Raw genomic sequence first — 21,087 nt, 5'->3', positions numbered from 1 at the left:
GGCCTCCTGCAGAAGGTCGCCCGCGCGACCTACATCCTCGCGCCCGCCTGGATGCACAACGATCACCAGCAGCCAGCACAACCCACACCGTTGACAGGACTGTCGGCCTCTTAACTTCGCGGCCTTGCTTTGCGATGACGACTGTTGCCCCCCGGGGCGGGTTGTGGTGCGCCCCGTTCTCCCGCCGGCCGGCGGAAGGCTGCCCGTCGCGTCGGGCCGTGGCGTATGCGGGAGGGCGGCTCGGGTGTAGCGTGACAGTGACACGTGTAACTAAGGGGTCGCGGGCCGACCCGGGGCAGGAGAAGCATGAAGCTCAACGTCCATGAACGGGGCAACGGCGACAAGGTCGCGCTGCTCATCCACGGCGGCCTGTCGGACCACCGCACCTGGCACGCCGTGGAGGACGACCTGATCGTCCGCGGCTACCGCGTCATCGCCCCCGACCTGCGCGGGCACGGCCTCAGCCCGCGCGGTGAGTACCGGGCGGAACTGCTCGCCGACGACCTGGTGGAGAACCTGCCGACCGGTGCGGACGTCGCCATCGGCCACTCGCTCGGCGGGCTGTCCCTCGCCCTCGCCGCCGACCGGTTGCGACCGGCCCGCGCGGTCTACTCGGACCCCGGGTTCCGGCTGGAGAACCTGCCGCCGGAAGCGACGGCGTACATGCTGGCCCTGCTGGAGAACGCGTCCGGCGACAGCATACGCACCATGAATCCGCGCTGGTCGGACGCCGATGTCGCGGCCGAACTGGCCGGCTTCGCCCTGTTCGACAAGGAGTTCTTCGCCGTCACCGAGAAGGGCACCGCCCTCGGGTACCTGCCGTCGGGCGCCGTCGTGCCGTCCCTGGTGCAGCTGGCCGATCCGAGCTTGTGCATCAGCCCGGAGACCGCCGAGGAACTGCTGGCCAACGGCTTCGAGATCCGCACGGTCAAGGGCGCCGGGCACTGCGTCCACCGTGACGACTTCGCCGGCTTCATGGCCTCGCTCGACGGCTGGATCTGAGCGCTCGGGGACGGGACGGGACGCGATCCGTTCACCACCGCGTCCCGCCCCGGCTCCGGTCTCAGTGCACGGACATCCCGCCGTCGACGAAGATCGCCTGACCCGTCACATAGGCGGAGGCGCGGCTCGCCAGGAACACCGCGGCGCCCGCGAAGTCCTCGGCCAGGCCGTTGCGCCCCACCATCGTGCGCGCGGCCAGCGCCGCGACCCTGTCGGGGTCCGACGACAGCCGCACGTTCAGCGGCGTCATCACGAACCCCGGCACGAGGGTGTTGCACGTGACGCCGTGCGGCGACCACGCCTCGGCCTGCGACCGGGCCAGCGACTCCAGCGCCCCCTTGGAGACGCCGTAGACGCCGCTCTGGACGAACGCCCGGTGGGCCTGCTGCGAGGTGATGTGGATGATGCGCCCGAAGCCCCGCTCGGCCATGCCGGGACCGAACCGCTGTCCCAGCAGGAAGGGCGCCTTCAGGTTCACCGCCATCGTGGCGTCCCACACCGTGTCGTCCAACTCGGCCATCGGCGGCCGCAGGTTGATCCCGGCACAGTTGACGAGGATGTCGGGTTCTCCGAACGCCGCGGCTGCCTCCTCCGCCCCGGTGCGGACCCCGTCGCCGGTGGCCAGGTCGGCACTCACCCAGGCCGCCCGGCAGCCGTCGGCCGACAACTCGTCGACCGTGTCGGCCAGCTCCGCCTCTCTGCGGGCCACGACCACGACACTCGCCCCGGCGCGGGCCAGCGCTCCGGTGATGGCCCGGCCAATGCCGGAGCTGCCACCGGTCACCACGGCGACGCGGCCGTCCAGCGAGAACAGGTCGGAGAGATATCCCTGCGAGGTCATCCCAGCACCCTAGAGGGCGAACCTGTTCGGATGGTGCCCGGGGCGGATCCGATCGAGGCACCATCTGTCGGGGCACCGTCTATCGGGTACGGGGAAGAGCGCCGGGGGAGTTCGCCGCGTTCGGGCTACCGATGATGTGGTGACCGGGCGGCGGCGACCGATGAGTTCGCGCGCCGGGTACGTCGTACAGGGTGACGGGCGTGCACGGCGCCCTTGATCGAGGGAATGAGCATGATGCTGCAGAACAAGGTCGCGGTCGTCTACGGCGGAGCCGGTTCGCTGGGTGCGGGCGTCGCGAAGGCCTACACCGAGGCCGGCGCGCGGGTGTTCCTCGTCGGCCGTACGGAGGCCACACTGAAGAGGACCGCCACCGAGGTCGGTGCCGAGTACGACGTGCTCGACGCCCGGGACGAACAGGCCGTCGAGGCCCACGCGGCCTCGGTCGTCGAGCGGGCCGGCCGGCTGGACGTCTCCGTCAACCTCGTGCCCAGGGGCGACTTCCAGGGCGTGCCGCTCATGGAGATGTCGCTCGAGGACTACACCCGGCCGGTCGTCCAGGGCATCGCCTGCCAGTTCATCACCGCGCGGGCGGCCGCCCGCCGGATGGTGCCGCAGGGCTCGGGCGTGATCCTGTCGCTGAACAGCGGGTCCGCCAACGGCAGCCCGATGATGGGCGGCACCGCCGCGGCCGACGGCGCTCTGGACGCGCTGATCCGCCAGTTCGCCCAGGAGATCGGTCCGGCCGGAGTCCGTGTCTGCGGGATCTGGACGGCCGGTGTCGCCGACAGCCTGACACCGGAGAAGCTGGCCGCCGCCGGCGCCACCGGCATGGACGAGGCCGCGGTGCAGGGCCTGGTGGGCCACCTGGACAGCATGCGGATGACGAAGCGCTCGCCGCGGATCGCCGACATCGCCGCGCTGGCGACGTTCCTCGCCTCCGATGCCGGTGTCTCCATCACCGGGACCTGGGTCAACGCCACCGCGGGCATGTTCCCCAGCTGACCGCTGTCAGGGGACGGCAGAGCCCGGCCCACGCGCCTTCGGCCCGCACGGTGGAGCCCGTGCGGGCCGGCGGGCGCGCTGCCCCGCGCCGCTGTCAGGAGTGGGCGCCTCCTCGCGCCGAGACGGCGACGTACCCCACGCGCATCGGGTGGCCCGGTGCGGTGGCGGGCCCCGCGGTGGCACCGAACGCGGCGGGGAGGTTGCCTCCGACGGCGACGTTCAGGATCAGGAACAGACCGTGGTGCACGGCGTCGTCCCAGGTCCTGGGGTCCATCTGGGCCGCGGTCACCTGGTGGAACGCGTGTCCGTCGAGGTACCAGCGGACCTGTTCCGCACCGGCGGTGAGGTCGACCTCCAGGGCGTAGGTGTGGAACGCCGTCCGGCAGTCGGGGCAGGAGCGGTCTCCCGAGCCCAGCCCCTGGGGTTCCTTGCACGGGCCGCTTTCGAGGGTGCCGCAGTGCATGGTCCCGAAGACGGAGTCGCGGCCGTTGACGTTCTCCATGACGTCGAGTTCACCGATGGCGGGCCAGCCGGTGTAGCCGTTGCGCAGTCCGGAGCCCAGGGTCCAGAAGGCCGGCCAGTAGCCGGCCGCCGCGGGCCCGGTGACATCGGGCAGCGCGATCGAGGCCTCGATCCGCAGCACTCCGCCGGGCGGCGGGGCGAAGTCGGAGCGTCTGGACTCGATGCGGCCCGAGGTCCACTGCCCGTTCCGCAGTCGGGGCACGATCTCCAGCGCGCCCTTCCCGTCCAGCCGGACGTTGTCCGTCGAGTCGGTCATGGTCTCGATCTCCCCGGTTCCCCACTGGGCGGCCGGGCAGCCGGGGTAGCAGGTGCCGAGGTCGTACTGCCATTTCGCAGCCGACGGGCGGCTGCCGGCCGGTCCGTCGAAGTCGTCCCTGAGCAGCTGCGTCCACCGGTCCGGAGGCAGCGTGCCCGGACCGGGAAGGGCGCCGGCGTCCGTCAGCAGCCGCTTGAGCCGGGGCGCCAGTACGGTGGCGGCGACGTTGGTCAGGTGCGCGTCGTCCCGGTACAGCAGGATCCGTTCCAGCACCGCCGGGCAGGTTGGGCCCGCTCCCGGGCACAGCACGGAGTTCACCTCGACGGCCCGCACGCCCGGCAGCCGGCCGGCCGCGATCGATGCCGCGAGCGGGTCGGGCCATTGCGCGGCGGCACGGTCGAACGCACACGCGTCCGGGTCCTGGGTGTGTCCGGAGACGCAGGCCGGGACGTCCGTCCCGGGAATGGGTGTGTCCTGGACGTAGACGATGGGCACGCCGAGGGCGCGCAGCGGCGTCAGGGTCTTCTCCCAGCCCGCGGTGAGGAGCTTCCGGTCGTCGGTGTAGCGGTTGAGCGACGCGACGACGACGAGCCTGGGTTTTGGTCCCTGGCGCAGCCGGGACAGGCTGTTCGCGCGCCAGGTGTCGCACTCGGTGTACGTGCGGCCCAGTTGCGGGTTCTTGACGGTCAGGTGCGGTAGCGGGCAGCCCTGCTTCACCAGTTCCTGCAGCGCCCAGCCGCGTTCGGCGGCGATGCCCAGCAAGGGGGAGAACCACTGGCCGGCGTGCGAGTCGCCGAGCAGGACGATCCGGTCCTTGCTGGTGGTCGCGCCGAACAGGCAGGGCGGGCTGGTGGTCGCGGTGGGCGCCACCTCGCACGCGCCGTCCGGTGGGAAGTCCTTGCGGGCCTGGACGGCGCCCGGCACCGGCGGGCCGTCCTCGAGCGGGGTGCCGGTCCGCGACAGCAGCGACCTGCCGTCGGCCGCGCCCGGCGGCAGGCCCTTCGGGTCGAAGGACGGAGCCGACGCGAGCAGGTTCATCGTCCCGGTGCCGACCACCAGTGCCAGGACCACCGGCAGGACGACCGAAGCGATGCCCAGCGCGAGGCCGCGCCGCGGGTATTCGGAGACGGTCCTGCTGCGGCGCAGCGGCTGTTCGATCCAGCGCGTCGTCGCCAGGGCGGGCAGTGCGCAGGCCGCGGTCAGCGCCGCTCTGGCGGGCCAGCCGAGCGTTCCCAGCCGGGCCTCGGCGAGGACGAGTACCGGCCAGTGCCACAGGTAGAGGGTGTAGGAGAGACGTCCGACCGCCCGGGGCACCCGGCCGCGCAGGATCCGGTCGACGCCGTACGCGGTGGCGCGGTCCGTCGTGTCCGCGTCGCCGGTGCCCGCCAGGATGATCGCGGCGGCGGCGAGCGTCGGCAGGAGCGCGGCGTAACCCGGGTACGGCGTGGCGGCGTCGTACCGCGTCACGCACCACACGATGGCGGCCGCCCCGGCCCACCCGCACACCGGGCGGATCAGCGGCAGTCCGCGCACCCGGTGCCACGGGGTCAGTGCCAGCAGCGCTCCGACCCCGAACTGCCAGGCGCGGGACGGTGTTCCGAGGTAGGCCAGGGAGACGGAGGAGTGCGTCCAGTGCAGCGCCAGGAGGAACGAGCCGAACGTCAGCAGGGCGGTGACCGCGAACACGGCCGACCGCACGGCCCGGCCACGGCGGGACGTCCTGAGCACCACGAAGACGATCAGGGCGAGCAGCGGGCCCCAGAACAGGTAGAACTGCTCCTCCACGGCGAGTGACCAGAAGTGCAGCAGCGGGCTCGGGTCGCGTCCGGCGGCCAGGTAGTCGGTCTGCTGGGAGACGAAGCGCCAGTTGGCGGTGGACAGGGCGGCGGCGAGGACGTCGTACTCGAGGTCGGTACGGCGCAGCGGGACGGTGAGCCAGGCCGCCGCCAGCGCGGTCGCGCCCAGGACCACGGCCGCCGAGGGCAGCAGTCTGCGGGCTCTGCGGGAGAAGAACTCGCCGAGGCGGATGCGGCCGGTCGTGGCCGCTTCCCGGATCAGCAGTCCGGTGATCAGGTAGCCGGAGATGACGAAGAAGATGTCGACGCCGACGAACCCGCCGCTCAGGCCGGGCAGTTCGGCGTGGAAGGCGAGCACGGCGAGTACGGCCGCGGCGCGCAGACCCTCGATGTCGGGGCGGAAGCCGGGGGCGGAGGACGCCACTCTCCGGCTTCTCGTGGGGTCCGACCCGTGGGTCGGGCGGCCGGAACGGTCGGCGGTCTCCGGATGTCGGCCCGGAACCGTGGTGGAAGACATTGGGTGCGAGGACCTTTCAGCTCAGCCAGGGAAGCATGGGACTGACCCATCCGGAGGCGAGCAGGGCGGTGAGCAGGAGAAGTGAGGTGGCGGCCAGTGCTTCGGGCCAGCGCCTGGGCAGCATGCCGAGCCGGGCCGGGCGGGCGGCCCGTACGGTCGCGGAAGCGGCCTTGGCCGGCCGCAGTTCGATGATCAGGTCACGGACCAGCGGGAGGCCGATCTGGCACTGCACCAGGAGGTACAGGCCCAATCCCCAGTTGGGCATCCAGCCGTTGCGGCTGACGGACAGGGCGAGTCCGGCCGCGGCTGCGCCGATGGATCCGATGAGCCAGGCGAGCGAGACCAGCACCACTTTCCTGGCCATGCCGCTGGGTTTCACCCGGCCGACGCCGGTGGGAACCCAGGCGGCACTGTGGCCGCGCAGTGTGTGCAGGAACGCGGCGGCGGCGGCGACGCTCGTCAGGACGTTGGCGCGGATGACCTCGACGCGCCACCGGGTGTGGCTGATCCGGGGCAGCAGCACATGCCAGAGCCACAGGGGCGCGAGCAGCGGCAGGACGTGCCAGGGGCGTATCTGGTCCGGGTACCGGAACATCATCACCAGCGGCGGCAGCGGAGCGGCGAACGTGTTCACCGCCGCGGTCAGGTAACCGACGATGCCCTCGTAGAAGCACAGCCGCATCCGCCAGGGCGCGCCCATGCGCTTGAGGTCGGAGTTCTTGATCAGGTGCAGATTGCCCATCGCCCAGCGGTACTGCTGGTTGACGAAGGACGAGAGGTTGTCCGGCGAGGTGCCCTTGGCGACCAGCACCGGGACGTAGAGGGTGCGGAACCCCTGCTCGTAGAGGGCGAGTCCGGTGTACAGGTCCTCGCTGTGGTCGAGCTTGGCGAAGCCGCCGGCCGCGTCGATCGCGGTGCGCCGGTAGACCGCGTTGCTGCCGCAGCAGATGGCCGCGTCGCTGGCGTCCCGCGACGGCTGGATCCACCGGAAGAACCATTCCTGGGCCGAGCCGGCGGCGCGCTGGATCCAGTCCATCGACTCGTCGGTGTCGAAGCACTGCGGGCTCTGGACGATGCCGATCCCCGGGTCGGCGAAGTACGGGACCAGGTGGTGCAGGAAGTCCGGGCGGGGCGCGAAGTCCGCGTCCAGGATGGCGATGTACCGCCCGGAGCTCACGGTGAGCGCGTGGTTGAGGTTGCCGGCCTTCTTCAGGTGGCCGCGGTCCGGGCGGACGACGTACCGGTAGCCGTGCGCGGCTGCCAGGGCTGCCACCTCGGCGCGGTCGGCGTCGTCGAGTACCCAGACGGTCAGCGTCCCGGCCCAGTCGACGGCGGCGACGGCCCGGTAGGCGTTCTCCAGGACGGCGAGCGGCTCGCCGCAGGTCGGCAGGTAGAGGTCGACGTCCGGCAGTTCGGCCGGGTGCCAGGCCTTGGTCAGTACTTCGTGCGAGTGCCGGGTCAACCGCCGCTGGCGCAGGCTGTTGACGGAGGAGAGGGCCAGCGCGACGAGGTTGAGCAGTAGTACCGCGAGGAAGGCCCACAGGGCCGGTGTCCGCAGTGCGAAGGTGAACATGGTCGCCGCCGTGAACACGAAGGCGAGCGAGGTGCAGATCAGCACCCACCGGCGCTGTGGCCCGAAGTACCAGTAGAGCTCGTGATCCGACGGTGGTTGCGGCAAATGGTCGACGGTCAAGTGTCCCCCCACGGGCGCGTGATTGACGATCCACTGCGCACTCTACCGCCAAAGGTATAGACCATTGACGGGATGATCCACGGACCGGGACGGTCGCGCGGATATTCATGGTGAGGACAGGATTCCGTGACAGTCCTGTCATCCTCCGTTCCGCTGACGCCGAGGTCAGAGGCGGTCCGGCGCGGTCACTTCGCGCCGTCCGGGCCGCCTGCGGCCAGTTCGCGGGCCCAGTCGGCCAGTCGGCCGAAGTCCGCGGGGAGCAGTCCGAGGCTCGGCTCGATCCGCAGGAGCAGGGAGGGGCCGGAGTGGTGCGCGGCGACGTACTCGCGGTCCGGGAGCCGGATCTCGTCGTCGATCCACGCGAAGGGCCGACCGGCGGCGTAGCGGACGACGTCGTGGGTCTTGAAGTAGGTTCCGTCGTCGCGCCGGGCGTGCAGCTCCGGCCAGTCGATGGCGGGGAGTTCCGGCAGGCCGAGGTGCGGCGCGATCCAGCGGTTGGCCTGCGCACCCCAGGTCGTCGCCCACACCAGTTCGAACGGCAGCGCCAGCAGCAGCGGTCCATGGGCGGGGTTGAGCCACACTCGCAGCGGCTTCTGCCAGGGCAGGTCCCAGCCGGACGGGCGCGTGCGGTGCGTCGTGTAGCCGTCCGGCCGCCGGTGCGGCCGCGCCGCGAACGGATTGAGAGGACCGTCGACGTCGATGAGGAGGAGGGGCTTCGCGGTCACGCTGACTCCTTGCCGGCCGGATGTGGTCAGCGGCCGGTGCACGGCGGCCGGCGGCCACCCACGCTCGGGGAAGCGGACGCCCGACTGAGTTACCCGGCCGCGGAGGAGGCCAACCCTGCGGCCGCCGGAGGCCCTGGCAAACGGATGTGAGCGCGGTGTGGTCGGTGGGTCCGCGGGCGGGCGGGAGCGGGAGTGACGGGGCATCAGTCGTGTGAACGAAGTCGACATCGCTAGGCTTGGGTGGTGGGATAATCGGGCTGACGGTGTCCGTAGACGGGGGTTAGACGGTGACGAATCGTCCGACGGATTGGCATGTGCTGGATCTGGACCGGGATCCGGTGCCGGGTGATCCGTTCGAGGTGAAGGAACTCGCCCGCAAGCTGGGCGACTTCGCCGACGACGTCTCGTCGGCACTGCGATCCGTCCGGGGTCTGAGCGGCGACACCGCCGTCCAGGACTGGGCGGGCCTGTCGGGTGACGCGTACCGGGAGCAGTTCGGCGATCTGCCGAACGAGCTGGGCAAGTTGGAGAAGTCCTACCGGTTGGCGTCGGGGGCGCTGGAGACGTACTGGCCGAAGTTGGAGACGGCGCAGGCGGATGCCGACCGGGCGCTCGCGCAGGGCCGTACCGCGCGTCAGGACCTGGACGCCGCGAAGACCACCCAGGGCAACGCGGACGACTGGGTGAAGCGGGCGGGCGACAAGTCCAAGGAGTACCAGGCCGATCCGAAGCCGGGTGTGGAGCCGCCGTCGGCGGAGGAGGTCCGTACCGCGACGCGTAACGCGCTGGACGCGTCGAACGCGCAGAAGTCCGCGAACTCCGCGGTCCACGAGGCGCAGCAGCGGCTGGACGCGGCCAAGGAGCTGGCCGCGCAGGCGGCGCATCTGCGGGACACGGCCGCGTCGACGGCCGAACACGCGCTGCACGAGGCGTCGGACGCGGGCATCAAGAACAAGCACTGGTGGGAGAAGGCGGTCGACTGGGTCGCGGACCACTGGGACGAGATCGTCGCGGTCTGCAAGGTCATCGTCGCCGTCCTCGGCATCATCGTGATGATCATCGGCGGGCCGCTCGCCTGGCTGGTGCTGGCCGCCGCGCTGGTCGTCCTCGCCGACACGCTCATGAAATACGCGCAAGGCAAAGCGAGTCTCTGGGACGTGTTCTTCGCCGCCCTCGACTGCATACCGGGGATGAAGGGCCTCACCACTGCCGGCGGCCTGCTCAAGCTGCTCAAGAACGGCCCGAAGATGCTGCGCGCCATGGGCAGTCACCTCGGGGACATGGCGGGCCTGTTGAAGGGGCTGCGCGGCCTCGGCCAACGAGGGCTGGACGGACTCAAGGGCCTGCGCGGCAGTGTCGACAACGCCCTGGAGAAGGCCAAGACCATGGCCGGGAAGTGCAAGGGCGGCGACCCCATCGACCTGGTCACCGGCGAGATGCTGATGTCAGCGACCGATGTCCGGCTGCCGGGGCTCCTACCGCTGACCATCGAACGCCACCACGTGTCCGGACTGCGCGTCGGCCGGTGGTTCGGACCGGCCTGGATGTCCACCCTCGACGAGCGGTTGGAGATCGACGACAGCGGCGCGGTCTTCGCCGCCGCCGACGGGACGCTGCTCCTGTACCCCGTTCCCGCGCCCAACAGCGAGGTACTGCCGGTGGAGGGGCCGGGATGGCCGCTGGTCTGGGACGGCGAGGCCGGGGGCGAGCTGCGGATCACCGATCCCGCCACCGGCCACAGCAGGCACTTCACCCCTCTGGCGACGGACGGCCGGCTGTCACCGGTGCTGCCGCTGCGGGCGCTGTCCGATCGCAACGGCCACCGCGTCACCATGGAGCGGGCCCCGGACGGCACTCCCGTCTCCGTCCGGCACAGCGGGGGCTACCACGTCGCGGTGGAAACCACCGACGGCCGGATCACCGCGCTGCGCGCGCTCGTCGCGGGGGCAGACAGCGGCACCGCGGCGGAGAGCGGCACCGCGCAGGATGATCTCGGCGGCACCCCGCTGCGCCGCTACGTCTACAACCGGGCCGGGGACCTGGCACAGGTCATCAACGGCTCCGGCGCGGCCCAGCACCTCGAGTACGACGTGTTCGGACGGATCGAGCAGTGGATGGACCGCAACCACCACTGGTACCGCTTCCGGTACGACGACCAGGACCGCTGCGTGGAGGGCATCGGCGACGACGGGTATCTCGACTGCACCATCGCCTACGACGCCGCCGCCCGCACCACGGCGTACACGAACTCCCTCGGCCACACCACGACCTACCACCACGACGAGGCGTCCCAGGTCACCGCGATCACCGACGCGCTGGGCCACTCCCTGCGCATGGAGTCGGGCCGTGACAACCGCCTGCTGGCGCGGACCGATGCCGAGGGCCGTACCACCCGCTACGAGTACGACGCCCGCGGGAACCCGGTCGCCATCACCTCGCCGGACGGCACCACGGCGGTCGCCGAGTACAACGAACTCGGCCTGCCCGTGCTCACCGCTGACGCCGAGGGCAACCAGTGGGCCTACCGTTATGACGAGCGCGGCAACCGCATCGAGGTCGTCGACCCGCTCGGCGGCAGCAATGTGCTGACGTATCACCGCAGTGGTGCTCTGGCGACCATCACGGACCCGCTCGGCGGTCTCACGACGACCGACGCCGACGCTTACGGTCTGCTGAGCCGCGCGACCGATCCGCAGGGCGGCACCACCCGGCACGTGCGGGACGCACTCGGACGCGTGGTGGCCGTCACCGACCCGCTCGGCGCCACGACGACCGTCACCTGGACCAGCGACGGCAAACCGGCTCGCCGGACCTTCCCCGACGGAAGCGCCGAGTCGTGGACGTGGGACGCGGAAGGGAATCTGCTGACCCACACCGGGGCCACGGGCGGTGTCACGACCTTCGAGTACACGACCTTCGACCGGCTGGCGGCCCGCACCGAGCCCGACGGCAGCCGTCGGGAGTTCCGCTACGACACCGAGCTCCGACTCGTCGCGGTCACCAACGCGACCGGCTTGACCTGGACCTACACCCTCGATCCTGTCGGTCGGATCATCTCGGAGACGGACTACAACGGCCGTGTCTCCCAGTACACCTTCAACGCCGCCGGCGATCTCACCAGCCGCACCAACGGAGCGGGCCAGACCGTCACCTACCGGTTGGACGCCGTCGGCCGGATCGCGGAGAAGAACGACGGGCGGGCGGCCACCACGTTCGCTTACGACGCCAACGGGCAGTTGGTGCGGGCCGTGTCGCCCGACTGCGTGCTCGAACTCGGCTACGACCCCCTCGGACGGGTCGCGGTGGAGACGGTCAACGACCTCGCCACCCGGTACCGCTACGACGCCCTCGGCCGCAGGACCGCGCGCACCACACCGTCGGGCGCCCGCAGCCGGTGGGAGTACACCCCCGTGGGTCTGCCCAGCAGATTGCTCAGCGGTGACACGTCCATCGACTTCGTCCACGACTCCGCCGGACGGGAGATATCGCGGACCGTGGACCGGCGCCTGCGGCTGTCGAACCAATGGGACGACCGGGGGCGGCTGCGCTCCCTCACGCTCGACGTGGCCGACCCCGCGCCGGGGGCGGCCCCGGCCGGGACCCGCACGGTCCTGCGCCGTGGCTACGGGTACGCGGCGGACGGTGAACTCACCCACCTCGAGGACTCGCTGACGGGACCGCGGAGCTTCGAACTCGACCGCGGCGGCCGCGTCACCGAGGTCCGGGGCGCGGACTGGACCGAGCGGTACGCGTACGACGACGCCGGCAACCTCGCCTCCATGTCCCTCCCCGGTGACGAGCCGGCCCAGGCGCTAGCCGAGCAGACGTACTCCGGGAACCGGCGGATCGTGTCGCCCAGGGTCTCCTACGAGTACGACGGCCAGGGCCGCGTCGTCCGCGCGGTGCGCCGCACGCTCTCCGGGCGCCGTCGGACGTGGCTGTACCGGTGGGACGCGGACGACCGGCTCATCGGCGTGACGACCCCGGACGAGGTCTCGTGGCGGTACGCGTACGACCCGATGGGCCGGCGGTTCGCGAAGGAGCGGCTGGACGCGGACGGCCGGGTCGCCGAGCGGGCCGGTTTCACCTGGGACGGCGACCGGGTGGCGGAGTACACCGCAGCCGACGGCGCGACCACCACCTGGGACTACACGCCCGGTTCGTTCCGGCCGGTCGCCCAGACACAGCGGGCGGCCCTGCGGGCGGCCCCGCAGGAGGAGATCGACCGCCGGTTCCACGCGATCGTCACCGACCTGATGGGCGGCGCCACCGAGCTCGTCACACCGGACGGGCGCGTCGAGTGGAGCCTGCGGTCCACGCTGTGGGGCTGGGAGCCGGGCGCGGCCGAGGCGGGCCCCGGGCGGGTCGGCTGCCTGCTGCGCTTCGCCGGGCAGTTCCACGACGAGGAGACCGGGCTCCACTACAACCTGCACCGCTACTACGACCCGCGGGGCGTCACGTATCTGACCCCCGATCCGCTCGGGCTGAACGCCGCTCCCGACCACTACGCGTTCGTCCGCAACCCGCATTCCTGGGCGGACCCCCAGGGGCTGCAGAGCTGCCCGCAGTTCCTGGGTATCCAGTGGATGACGGACAAGATGCTCAAGCGGGTGTCGTTCCAGTACCAGCGGTTCGTGACGCACACCGACTACGAGCAGGTGTGGAAGCTCGGCGACAAGAAGATCCATGTGGACGGGGGGCCGGACGCCAACGGGTTCATGGTCGAGAGCAAGTGGACCGGCAACGAGAACCAGTGGGCGTCCTCGCAGTACAACCCCGCGCACCAGCACTACGACGAAAGCAAGATCACCAGTCAGGCGGAGAAACTGCTCGACCTGAACGACGCGCTCGGCGGCAGCGGCCTGCGCTACGCCATCTCCAGCCCGCAGGGCGCCGCGCACTTCGCGGAGCTCCTCGGGCAGAAGTTCCCCGAGCACTTCGCTGATGGCAGACTGAAGATCTTCCATGTTCCCGCGATTGGAATGAACAGATGAACGAGGTTCTCGCAGTCCTCGACCGGCTCAGCGACGCCGGCGACCTCTCCGGCGAGACCGCCGCCGACGCGCTCCGGGCAGCCGGGTGGGCTGTGAAACGGCAGTTCCCGGGGGAGGACTTCGCCCGGCACTGGGAACAGGGCGAGTTGCTGGCCGGGATCCAGGGGGACGGCCCGCACACGCGCGTCGAGTTCAGCCTGTGGCTGCGGTCCGTCGACACTGATGACGACGGCGATGACGACGACTGGGATCCGGACGACGACACGGTCGCCTTGGACGAGGCGTACGAGGCCGCCGAGGCGGCGCTGGCCGCCCTGGTGGCCGAGGCGCGGGGCCCGCTCGCCGCCGCCGGATTCACCGCCGTCGAGGAGGGCGGGGTCGCGGACGAGGAGGCGACCGGTGGTCTGGACTACATCGCCCACCGGGCCTGGGCCGGCGGCCGGCGGGTCCTCCTGCTGGGCGCGACCCAGGACGACACGGACCTTCCGGTACGCGTGGTCGCCGTCGTCACCTGACACGATCCGCCGGACGGGCGGATCACTGGCGACGCGGTACGCGGGGGTTCATGAGGTGAGTTCGCGGCGGAGGGTGCGGGCGATCTCGTCGGCCTGATCGGGCCGCACACGTTCCTGCTCCGGGCGTTGGAGCAGGCCGAAGACGCGGGGGCCGCGCAGCTCCCGGGGCAGATCGTCCATCCGGGGCACGATGTGGAAGTGCACGTGGGAGAACCCTTCGGCCTCGGCGAACTGTATGACGTAGGTCTTCGCGCACCCCGTGACCCGGTGCAGGGCCCGGGAGAGCCCGACCTGCCACGTTCCCAGGGCCGCGGCCTCCGCGTCGGTGAGTTCGTGCACAGCGGTGACGTGACGGCGGGGCAGCAGCACCAGCCAGCCGGGCAGCGCGGTGTCGAGGGCGTGGACCACGCGCCAGTGGGTGTCGGTGGCGATGCGCTCGCGTGGGGGGAGGGTGTCGAACCGGGCTTCCTTGTCGCAGGCGTAGCAGTCCGGGGTCGTCATGCCGTTGAGCTTAGTCAGGGGCGCGCCCGGGCTGCCGGGTCCGGGCGTCGCGGCGGAACAGGGCCGTCCACAGGAAGGGCTCACCGAAGTTGGGGGACTCGGGCGGTTCGTCGTGCATCCGGCGCAGTTCGATCTCGGTCAGGTCGGAGAAGATCCAGCGCAGGGACTGCGGGGTGTAGGCGAGTCCGCCCTGGAGGCCGGACTCGCGGTAGAAGTCCGCGTCGGGGAGTTCGGAGCCCATGCCCGTGTCGCCTGCCGCGAAGCAGGTGAGGGCGAGGTGCCCGCCGGGGGCGAGGGCGCGGTCGAGGAGGGCGAGGTAGCTGACGCGGCGGTGGGGCGGCAGGTGGTGGAAGCAGCCCGAGTCGTGGATGAGGTCGTACGGGCCGCTGAGTTCGGCCGCCGTGAGGGCGAAGGCGTCGGCGCAGTGGAACCGGATGTCGGCCCCGGCCTCGAGGGCGCGGTCCCCGGCCCAGACGATGGCCGCGGGGGAGAGGTCGACGGCGTCCACCTCGAAGCCCAGGGAGGCGAGGTACAGGGCGTTGCGGCCGGGACCGCAGCCCAGATCGAGGGCGCGGCCGGGAGTGATCAGGCCCCGTTCGGCATAGGAGGCCAGGTTCTCGTCCGGCCTCGCCACGAAGAACGGCACCGGCTTGGAGCGGTCCGCGTAGAAGCCGTCCCACCAGTCGGCCGCGTCGGCCGTCCAGCGGTCGGCTCCCGGCGCGAACAGGCCGTCCAGAAGCTTCAGGACGTCGTCGACCGTGCGGATGTTCCGGTCCATCCGGACCCCCTTTCGCCGAGGGGAATTCTATCTGCGGAAGCGACGTCGTACCAGTTCAGAGGGGGTGTGGCGAATCGCTGAGAGGCTGTTGGCGAGCCCCCGCGCGGTGTCGGCGCCCCGACACCCGGCACGTCGCGTGTCCGGCCCCCCACGCGCGCGTGGGGGGCCGTCCTGACGGCTTGCACGGTCCCGTCCGGGTGGGTTTCTCCGGCGAGGTCCGCGGTGCGGCCCGGCGGTGCGTCAGTGCACGGTTCCGGCGTAGCGCCGGACGTAGCCGGTGCCGGCCGTGATGATGACGTCGTAGCGGCCCTCGTCCAGCGGCCACGTGAGGGTGGCGCGGGAGAGGGGGGCCACGGTGACGGTCTGTGCGGTGCCGGCGTAGTCGTTCGGGGTGACGGCGAAAGTGACGCCGGCCAGGCCGTTGTTGGCCAGGTGCAGGGTGCAGGACGTGCCGACGGTGGCCGTCACCGAGGGCACCGCGGCAGTGTCCTGGCCGGCGGGGATGACGGACCCGGCGAAGTGGCGGACGAATCCGTCGGGACCGTGCACGGTGAAGTCGTAGCGTGCGTCGGTCGACGACGTGGCCCAGGTGTAGGTCTTCGAGTCGCCCGGGGCGACCGTGAACGGGGTGCCGGCGAACGGCTTGTTGATGTTCGGGTACACGGTGTAGTGGAAGCCGGACTTGCCGGTGTTGGTCATGGTGCAGGTGAGGACGCCGGTCGAGCGGTCGACCGCGACCTCGGCCTGCGGAGCGTAGGGCAGTTTGCGATGCGGTCGCGCCGCGGTCTCCTGCGCGGGCACGTACTGCGTGCCGGCGGCGGGCAGGGCGACGGCGGGGAGCTTCGCTCCCGCGTCGGCCCTGGCCATCAGTTCGACGGTGTCGGGCAGCGGGGGGATGGAGTAGTCCGGGGCGGTGAAGTCGAAGCAACTGGTGAGGTCGCCGCACACGGTCCGGCGCCAGGCGCTGATGTTCGGCTCCTGGACGCCCGTCACCTTCTCCAGGAAGCGCAGTACCGAGGTGTGGTCCGAGACCTGGGAATTGACGTAACCGCCCCGCGACCAGGGGGAGGCCACCCACAGCGGTACCCGGCTGCCCAGCCCTACGGCCCGGCCCTTGGCGAACTCCTCGGGGGTGCCGGGCTCGGGGGTGGGCGGGATCATGTGGTCGAAGTAGCCGTCGTTCTCGTCGTACATCACCAGGAACACGGTCTCCTGCCACACCTGCGGGTTCGACATCAGCGACTGCAGGGCGGAGTCGACCCACCAGGCGCCGTAGTCCGGACTGGCCGTGGGGTGCTCGCAGTACACGTAGGGCGCGACCAGCCAGGAGACGGTGGGCAGTGAGCCGTCCTTGCAGTGCCGGTCGAAGACGGTGAGGTCGAACTTGGTCATCGCGTTGACGTGCCGCGGGTCGTTGCTGGGATAGGTGTGGAACTGCTTGAAGTAGGAGAGCGCGTTGTCGCCGTAGTCGCCGGTCAGATCGTCCTCGGTCGGATTGTGGTAGACCCGCCAGCTGACCCCGGCGGCCTCCAGCCGGTCCGCGTAGGTCGTCCAGTCGGCGACGGGGTTCTCCGGGCTCGCCGTGTTGTCGGTCCACGGGCCGGTGGTGCCGTCGCGGCCGGGCCCCGAGGTGCCGCTCCACAGGTAGAGCCGGTTCGGGATCGTCGGGCCGGCCAGCGAGCAGAAATACGCGTCGCACACGGTGAACGCGTCGGCCAGCGCGTACTGGTACGGGATGTCGGCGCGGGTGAAGTAGCCCATGGTGCGCTCGCCCTTGGCGGCGATCCAGGCGTTCATCGCGCCGTTGTTGACCGCCTGGTGGCCGGTGTTCCAGTCGTGCGGGAGGCCGGCGGCGTTCTGGGCGTTGTACTTCGATGTGTCCATCCGGTACGGGAGCATGGCGCCGCCGTCGGTGCGGGCGGGGTCGGGCTGGCGGAAGACATTACCGCCGCCGGGGAACTGCAGCGCCTGCTTGTCGGCGAAACCGCGGACGCCGTTCAGGGTTCCGAAGTAGTGGTCGAAGGAGCGGTTCTCCTGCATGAGGATGACCACGTGCTTCACGTCGGCCGCGGTGCCGGTGCGGGCGGCGGCCGCTTCCTGGGCGGCCGAGAGACCGACCATGGTGGCCGCGCCCGCGGCGGTGGCGGACAGAAAGGTACGGCGGCTGAGTGGAGTCATCGGTCGGCCTTTCGAAGCGCGAGGGAGCGACGGCCGCGGCGGCGCCGCGGAACCACCCGCAGGTGGTGGGCGCTCGCGCCCGCAGTGCGGCAGGGGCCGGCCGGAGTGACGACCCATCAGTGATCCACGGCTGGCCTGGAGTATTCCACGCGGGTGCCCTGAAAGGACTTCTGTAAAGGGCTTTGATTCGTGGTGTCGAAATGGGCCGTCGCGAATTCGGGTGATTGTCCGACCGCATTGCTGTGCGTTCCGGCGGAGGGACGCCGGTGGGGACCCCGGCGGCTCCGGCGGTCCGCGGGGATGGCCGACTCATTGCGTCCAGGGGAGGATTCGAGCCGTTTCACCGTGTATGCGGACTGATGCGGCCCGGTGGGACGTACTGTCTTCCTGACCCCGGCCACCTCGTCACCCGATCTGGCGTCCTCGGTCGACCGGGTGCTCTCGACGCCGCAACGCCGTATAACCGCCGAACTGCGGATTCTCGACGCGGCCACGCCGACGACGTCGCCCTTCCCGGCGGATCTCGCACATGCCGGCACCGGTGCGCTCGCCGCCCTGAAATGGGCTCTGGTCACCTACGAGAAGGCACTCATCGCCCCCGTCTGGGAACGGCTGTCCGCCACGGTGAGCGCGGACATCGCGCTGCGTGCCCGGGCGTTGATGGGTGGCGGAACGGAAGGGCTGCTCAACAGTCTGCGCCCGATGGCACAGTGGGAGTCACTGGTCCTGCGGGTCAGCTGCCCCGTCGACCAGGACCTCCACCGGCACCAACTGCGAGGGCTACGGGGCCCCCGGCTGGTGGCTGGACAAGAACCTGTCGCCGATCAACTCGATCCGCCTCAACCCGTAACGGTTCGCCCGGCGGATTCGCCCGGGTCGGGTCTTCGGCGGGAGATCCGGCCGTCGGGCCGTCCTCGAACCGGCGCCTGCCATCCGGGCGGACGCCGGTTCGACGACAGGCCCGAGCGGCCACCCGCCTCACCGCTCAGCGGTCAGCGGTCGCCGGTCGGGGGCAGGCGATGGACCTCGGTGGGGGACTGCGGGCGTTGGCCGCCTCCGCTGGCGATCATGCGGACCTGGCCCGTGTCGCTGATCTCCGCACGGATGATCTTGGTCGCGTCCACGTAGATCGGATATCCGCCCGACCCGACCGCGGTCGTCGGGAAGACCTCGACGACGTGCTTGGCGGGCGTGCCCTCCGCCGGGAGAGCATTGGTGAAGATGAGCTCGAAGCCGGCGCGCTCGGACATGGCGTGCTCCCAACAGTCCGCATCCCGCAGGACGGGGTAGGTCGGCCGTCGCACAGCGTCACCGAGCGGCCCACGGTCCGCAGGCGGTGCGAAGGCATACTCCGACGCTACGACCGCCCCGCGCGGCACGCGACCGCAGGAGGCTACGGCTTGTATTCCTGCCACTTCGTGACGGCCGCTTTGGGATTCCATGCCGAATTCGAGGTGTGCGAGGCCAAGCAGCGGTACTCCTTTCCCAAATACGACACGCGGTCATTCGTCGTGTACTGCTTCTTGACTTTCCAGTCCGAGAATCCTGCTGCCATGTGCCGGTGCCCCTTTTCGCCGGGCCGGCTCGCTGCCGACCCCCTGGATCTTCCCACGGCGATGCGGCACACCTCTCCGCGGCTCCGGAGGGTCATCGGGCAGGCGGGCGGGTCTGCTGGGCGGGGACCGCCCCGGTCTCCGCCGGGATGTACTGGTCCGCCTGGGACCGGAACATGCGGTGGTAGCGGCCATCCTCGACGGCCAGGAGTTCCTGGTGGGTGCCCTGCTCCACCAGAACGCCCTCGTGCAGGACGTAGATCAGGTCGGCGTGCTGGACGGCCGCCATGCGGTGCGTCACCAGGACGACCGTGGTGGTCGGTGAGCGCAGCGCGCGGATCTTCTCGAAGCAGGCGATCTCCGCCTCGGGATCCAGTGCGGAGGTCGGCTCGTCCACGATGATCAGTGAGGCGTCGCGGTACCAGGTGCGGCTGAGTCCGATGGTCTGCCACTGGCCGCCGGACAGCTCCGACCCGCCGCGGAACTGCAGCGCCAGGAGGGTCTTCAGGCCGTGGGGCAGGGTGCTGATGACGGCGTCCGCGCCGGAGAACGCGGCCGCCGCGGCCAGCTGCGCGGGCTCCGGGGCCCGCGCCGGCCTGCCGATCGCCAGGTTGGTCTCCGCGGTGAACGGCCATCTCGCGAAGGACTGGTCGAGCAGCGCGATGTGCGAGAAGACCTGGTCACGGTCGGCCTCCGCGAGATCGACCTTGTCCCACACGACGCGGCCGGCCTGGGCTCTGTGGAGGCCGGCGAGCAGCTTCACCAGCGTGCTCTTGCCCGATCCGTTCGTTCCCACCAGCGCCACCACGCTGCCGGCGGAGATGGTGAGCGAGATGTCGTCCAGGGCGGGCCGCTCCCGGTCCGGATAACGGTAGGTGACGTGCTCGAAGCGGATCTCGTCCGGGTGTCCGGGCACCGGTACGCCGCCGACGGGAATGGCGCGGGCGGTGGCCTCGATGATGTACCGGTCCAGGTCGCCGGCGTACAGGGACTCCTCGTGGAGCCGGTTGACCGATCCGACGAGCGTGCCGAGGTTCGCCGAACCCGTCCGCACCGCCATGACCGCGGTGCCGGCGACCGCCATGCTCATGCGCCCCGACAGCAGCAACCACGCCAGCGTGGCGTACGCGAGCAGCGACGCGGCGCCCGACAACGAGGCGGCCAGGAGCTCGGTGGCCGCCTTCTCCTTGGCCAGCCGGGTCTGCTCCGCCTCGGCCGTGCCGGCCATCTGCCCGAAGTGGCGCAGCAGGAAAGCCCCGACGCCGTGCACGCGGGTCTCCTGCGCGGCGGTCTGCCCGGTGATCGACTCGCTGATGACGCGGGCGGCGCGCTCGTGCTCGATCCAGGCCATGGTCGACGCGTAGCGGCGCTGCGCCACATGCACCGCGCCCCATCCGCGCGGCGCCGCGATCAGCATCAGCAGGAGCAGGAGCACCGGGTGCAGCACGGTGAGCACACCGGCCGCGGCGATCAGGGAGAACGTGCCGTTCAACGTCGCCACCATGGCGCCGATCATCTGGCGGGAGGCCTGGGCGCCGAACTGCGCGGAGTCGAGCAGCTTGCGGAACGCGCCGTCCTCGACGGCCTCCAGTTCCACCCGCTCGGCGTGCCGCAGATACTCCTGCGTGGCCAGCCTCTCGACCTTCGGCTCCAGCCGTCCGGTGCTGGCCGTGGAGAGGGACGCCGCCACCGCGCTCGTCATGGCGATGACCATGCCGACGATCAGCGCCGGCACCGCCGCGCGCACCCGCGCGACGGTGTCCCCGCTCCCGAACAGCGACTGCAGCACCTCGTTGGTGATCAGCAGTCCGACGGCGTGGGCCATGCCCTGGTAGACCTCGGCCAGGACCATCGTCAGCATGGCGGCCCGATCGGCCCGCCAGGCCAGCCGTACGGTTCTGCCCACCAGCCGCGGTGCCGACCGGGCCATGGACAGCGCCGAATGCTCCAGCATCGTGTAATCGTGCCGGGCCCAGCCGTAGTCGTAGCGCAGTGCCCCGCCGAACAGCAGCCGCTCGCTGTCGGTCACAGTCGTCTCGGCGGGCCGTGGACGCCGGAACCACTTCCTCATGGGCGCACCGCCCAGGCGTTTGCCGGATGGCTGCGCGGCGGCGGCGTCGTACTGCAGATGGGTGAGCGGCGGGTCATGGCGGCATCCCTCGACGGTTCGGACGGTGCGCGGCACGTGCTGATGCGGTGGCCGGGCGACGAAAA

At 71.0% G+C, this 21,087-nt stretch carries 14 protein-coding genes; 4 read left to right on the top strand and 10 right to left on the bottom strand.

Features of this window, described 5'->3' with window-relative positions; genetic code table 11:
• The first annotated feature begins 306 nt into the window (after nucleotides 1-306).
• Entirely contained in the window at nucleotides 307-1,002 is a 696-nt protein-coding gene (locus tag O3X23_RS10365; protein WP_269270962.1) for an alpha/beta fold hydrolase, read from the top strand.
• 61 nt (nucleotides 1,003-1,063) lie between these two features.
• Here the strand turns inward: O3X23_RS10365 and O3X23_RS10360 are convergent, their stop codons facing one another.
• Nucleotides 1,064-1,843 (bottom strand): SDR family NAD(P)-dependent oxidoreductase, encoded by a 780-nt coding sequence (locus tag O3X23_RS10360; protein ID WP_269270961.1) that lies wholly within the window; start codon nucleotides 1,841-1,843, stop codon nucleotides 1,064-1,066.
• 231 nt (nucleotides 1,844-2,074) lie between these two features.
• Here O3X23_RS10360 and O3X23_RS10355 point away from each other — a divergent pair, with 231 nt between their 5' ends.
• On the top strand, nucleotides 2,075-2,845 hold the full coding sequence (locus O3X23_RS10355) for an SDR family NAD(P)-dependent oxidoreductase (RefSeq protein WP_269270960.1): 771 nt from the start codon (nucleotides 2,075-2,077) through the stop codon (nucleotides 2,843-2,845).
• A 94-nt stretch (nucleotides 2,846-2,939) separates the two neighbouring features.
• Here O3X23_RS10355 and O3X23_RS10350 read toward each other — a convergent pair whose 3' ends face one another.
• The 3 genes from O3X23_RS10350 to O3X23_RS10340 all read right to left on the bottom strand — a co-directional run bounded on the left by O3X23_RS10350 (nucleotide 2,940) and on the right by O3X23_RS10340 (nucleotide 8,354).
• A complete protein-coding gene (locus O3X23_RS10350) occupies nucleotides 2,940-5,936 on the bottom strand; it encodes an acyltransferase family protein (protein ID WP_443047813.1) in 2,997 nt (998 codons plus the stop codon).
• Nucleotides 5,937-5,952: 16 nt separating this feature from the next.
• Nucleotides 5,953-7,629, bottom strand: coding sequence for a glycosyltransferase family 2 protein (locus O3X23_RS10345; protein ID WP_269270958.1), 1,677 nt, complete (start codon nucleotides 7,627-7,629; stop codon nucleotides 5,953-5,955).
• Between the two features lie 185 nt (nucleotides 7,630-7,814).
• Nucleotides 7,815-8,354, bottom strand: coding sequence for a hypothetical protein (locus O3X23_RS10340; RefSeq protein ID WP_269270957.1), 540 nt, complete (start codon nucleotides 8,352-8,354; stop codon nucleotides 7,815-7,817).
• Between the two features lie 314 nt (nucleotides 8,355-8,668).
• On the opposite strand from O3X23_RS10340, the gene O3X23_RS10335 reads away from it, so the two are divergent.
• Nucleotides 8,669-13,348 (top strand): DUF6531 domain-containing protein, encoded by a 4,680-nt coding sequence (locus tag O3X23_RS10335; RefSeq protein WP_269270956.1) that lies wholly within the window; start codon nucleotides 8,669-8,671, stop codon nucleotides 13,346-13,348.
• A complete protein-coding gene (locus O3X23_RS10330) occupies nucleotides 13,345-13,863 on the top strand; it encodes a hypothetical protein (protein ID WP_269270955.1) in 519 nt (172 codons plus the stop codon). Before O3X23_RS10335 ends, O3X23_RS10330 begins: the two co-directional genes overlap by 4 nt.
• Nucleotides 13,864-13,911: 48 nt before the next feature.
• Here O3X23_RS10330 and O3X23_RS10325 read toward each other — a convergent pair whose 3' ends face one another.
• The 6 genes from O3X23_RS10325 to O3X23_RS10305 all read right to left on the bottom strand — a co-directional run bounded on the left by O3X23_RS10325 (nucleotide 13,912) and on the right by O3X23_RS10305 (nucleotide 21,058).
• Nucleotides 13,912-14,364, bottom strand: a complete 453-nt coding sequence (locus O3X23_RS10325) for an HIT family protein (RefSeq protein ID WP_269270954.1) — start codon at nucleotides 14,362-14,364, stop codon at nucleotides 13,912-13,914.
• A 10-nt stretch (nucleotides 14,365-14,374) separates the two neighbouring features.
• Nucleotides 14,375-15,142, bottom strand: coding sequence for a class I SAM-dependent methyltransferase (locus tag O3X23_RS10320; protein WP_269270953.1), 768 nt, complete (start codon nucleotides 15,140-15,142; stop codon nucleotides 14,375-14,377).
• A 240-nt stretch (nucleotides 15,143-15,382) separates the two neighbouring features.
• On the bottom strand, nucleotides 15,383-17,320 hold the full coding sequence (locus O3X23_RS10315; protein WP_269270952.1) for a phosphocholine-specific phospholipase C: 1,938 nt from the start codon (nucleotides 17,318-17,320) through the stop codon (nucleotides 15,383-15,385).
• Nucleotides 17,321-18,312: 992 nt separating this feature from the next.
• Nucleotides 18,313-18,570, bottom strand: coding sequence for a DUF6296 family protein (locus O3X23_RS10310; protein ID WP_269270951.1), 258 nt, complete (start codon nucleotides 18,568-18,570; stop codon nucleotides 18,313-18,315).
• Between the two features lie 143 nt (nucleotides 18,571-18,713).
• Nucleotides 18,714-18,875: a carbohydrate-binding protein gene (locus O3X23_RS44120; RefSeq protein WP_443047812.1), complete on the bottom strand. Its 162-nt coding sequence runs from the start codon at nucleotides 18,873-18,875 to the stop codon at nucleotides 18,714-18,716.
• A gap of 92 nt (nucleotides 18,876-18,967) precedes the next feature.
• Nucleotides 18,968-21,058, bottom strand: coding sequence for an ABC transporter ATP-binding protein (locus O3X23_RS10305; RefSeq protein ID WP_331283897.1), 2,091 nt, complete (start codon nucleotides 21,056-21,058; stop codon nucleotides 18,968-18,970).
• Between the last annotated feature and the right edge of the window lie 29 nt (nucleotides 21,059-21,087).

The organism is Streptomyces sp. H39-S7 (genome assembly GCF_027158205.1).
In the GTDB taxonomy this organism is placed as follows: Bacteria; Actinomycetota; Actinomycetes; order Streptomycetales; family Streptomycetaceae; genus Actinacidiphila.
This window is presented reverse-complemented; position numbering and strand designations above follow the sequence as displayed.

What these genes read in the sequence shown, in the direction of transcription:
- O3X23_RS10310 (WP_269270951.1), bottom strand. Translation starts at nt 18,570, where the DNA reads ATGTCCGAGCGCGCCGGCTTCGAGCTCATCTTCACCAATGCTCTCCCG.
- O3X23_RS10315 (WP_269270952.1), bottom strand. Translation starts at nt 17,320, where the DNA reads ATGACTCCACTCAGCCGCCGTACCTTTCTGTCCGCCACCGCCGCGGGC.
- O3X23_RS10320 (WP_269270953.1), bottom strand. Translation starts at nt 15,142, where the DNA reads ATGGACCGGAACATCCGCACGGTCGACGACGTCCTGAAGCTTCTGGAC.
- O3X23_RS10350 (WP_443047813.1), bottom strand. Translation starts at nt 5,936, where the DNA reads ATGTCTTCCACCACGGTTCCGGGCCGACATCCGGAGACCGCCGACCGT.
- O3X23_RS44120 (WP_443047812.1), bottom strand. Translation starts at nt 18,875, where the DNA reads ATGGCAGCAGGATTCTCGGACTGGAAAGTCAAGAAGCAGTACACGACG.
- O3X23_RS10355 (WP_269270960.1), top strand. Translation starts at nt 2,075, where the DNA reads ATGATGCTGCAGAACAAGGTCGCGGTCGTCTACGGCGGAGCCGGTTCG.
- O3X23_RS10360 (WP_269270961.1), bottom strand. Translation starts at nt 1,843, where the DNA reads ATGACCTCGCAGGGATATCTCTCCGACCTGTTCTCGCTGGACGGCCGC.
- O3X23_RS10330 (WP_269270955.1), top strand. Translation starts at nt 13,345, where the DNA reads ATGAACGAGGTTCTCGCAGTCCTCGACCGGCTCAGCGACGCCGGCGAC.
- O3X23_RS10365 (WP_269270962.1), top strand. Translation starts at nt 307, where the DNA reads ATGAAGCTCAACGTCCATGAACGGGGCAACGGCGACAAGGTCGCGCTG.
- O3X23_RS10325 (WP_269270954.1), bottom strand. Translation starts at nt 14,364, where the DNA reads ATGACGACCCCGGACTGCTACGCCTGCGACAAGGAAGCCCGGTTCGAC.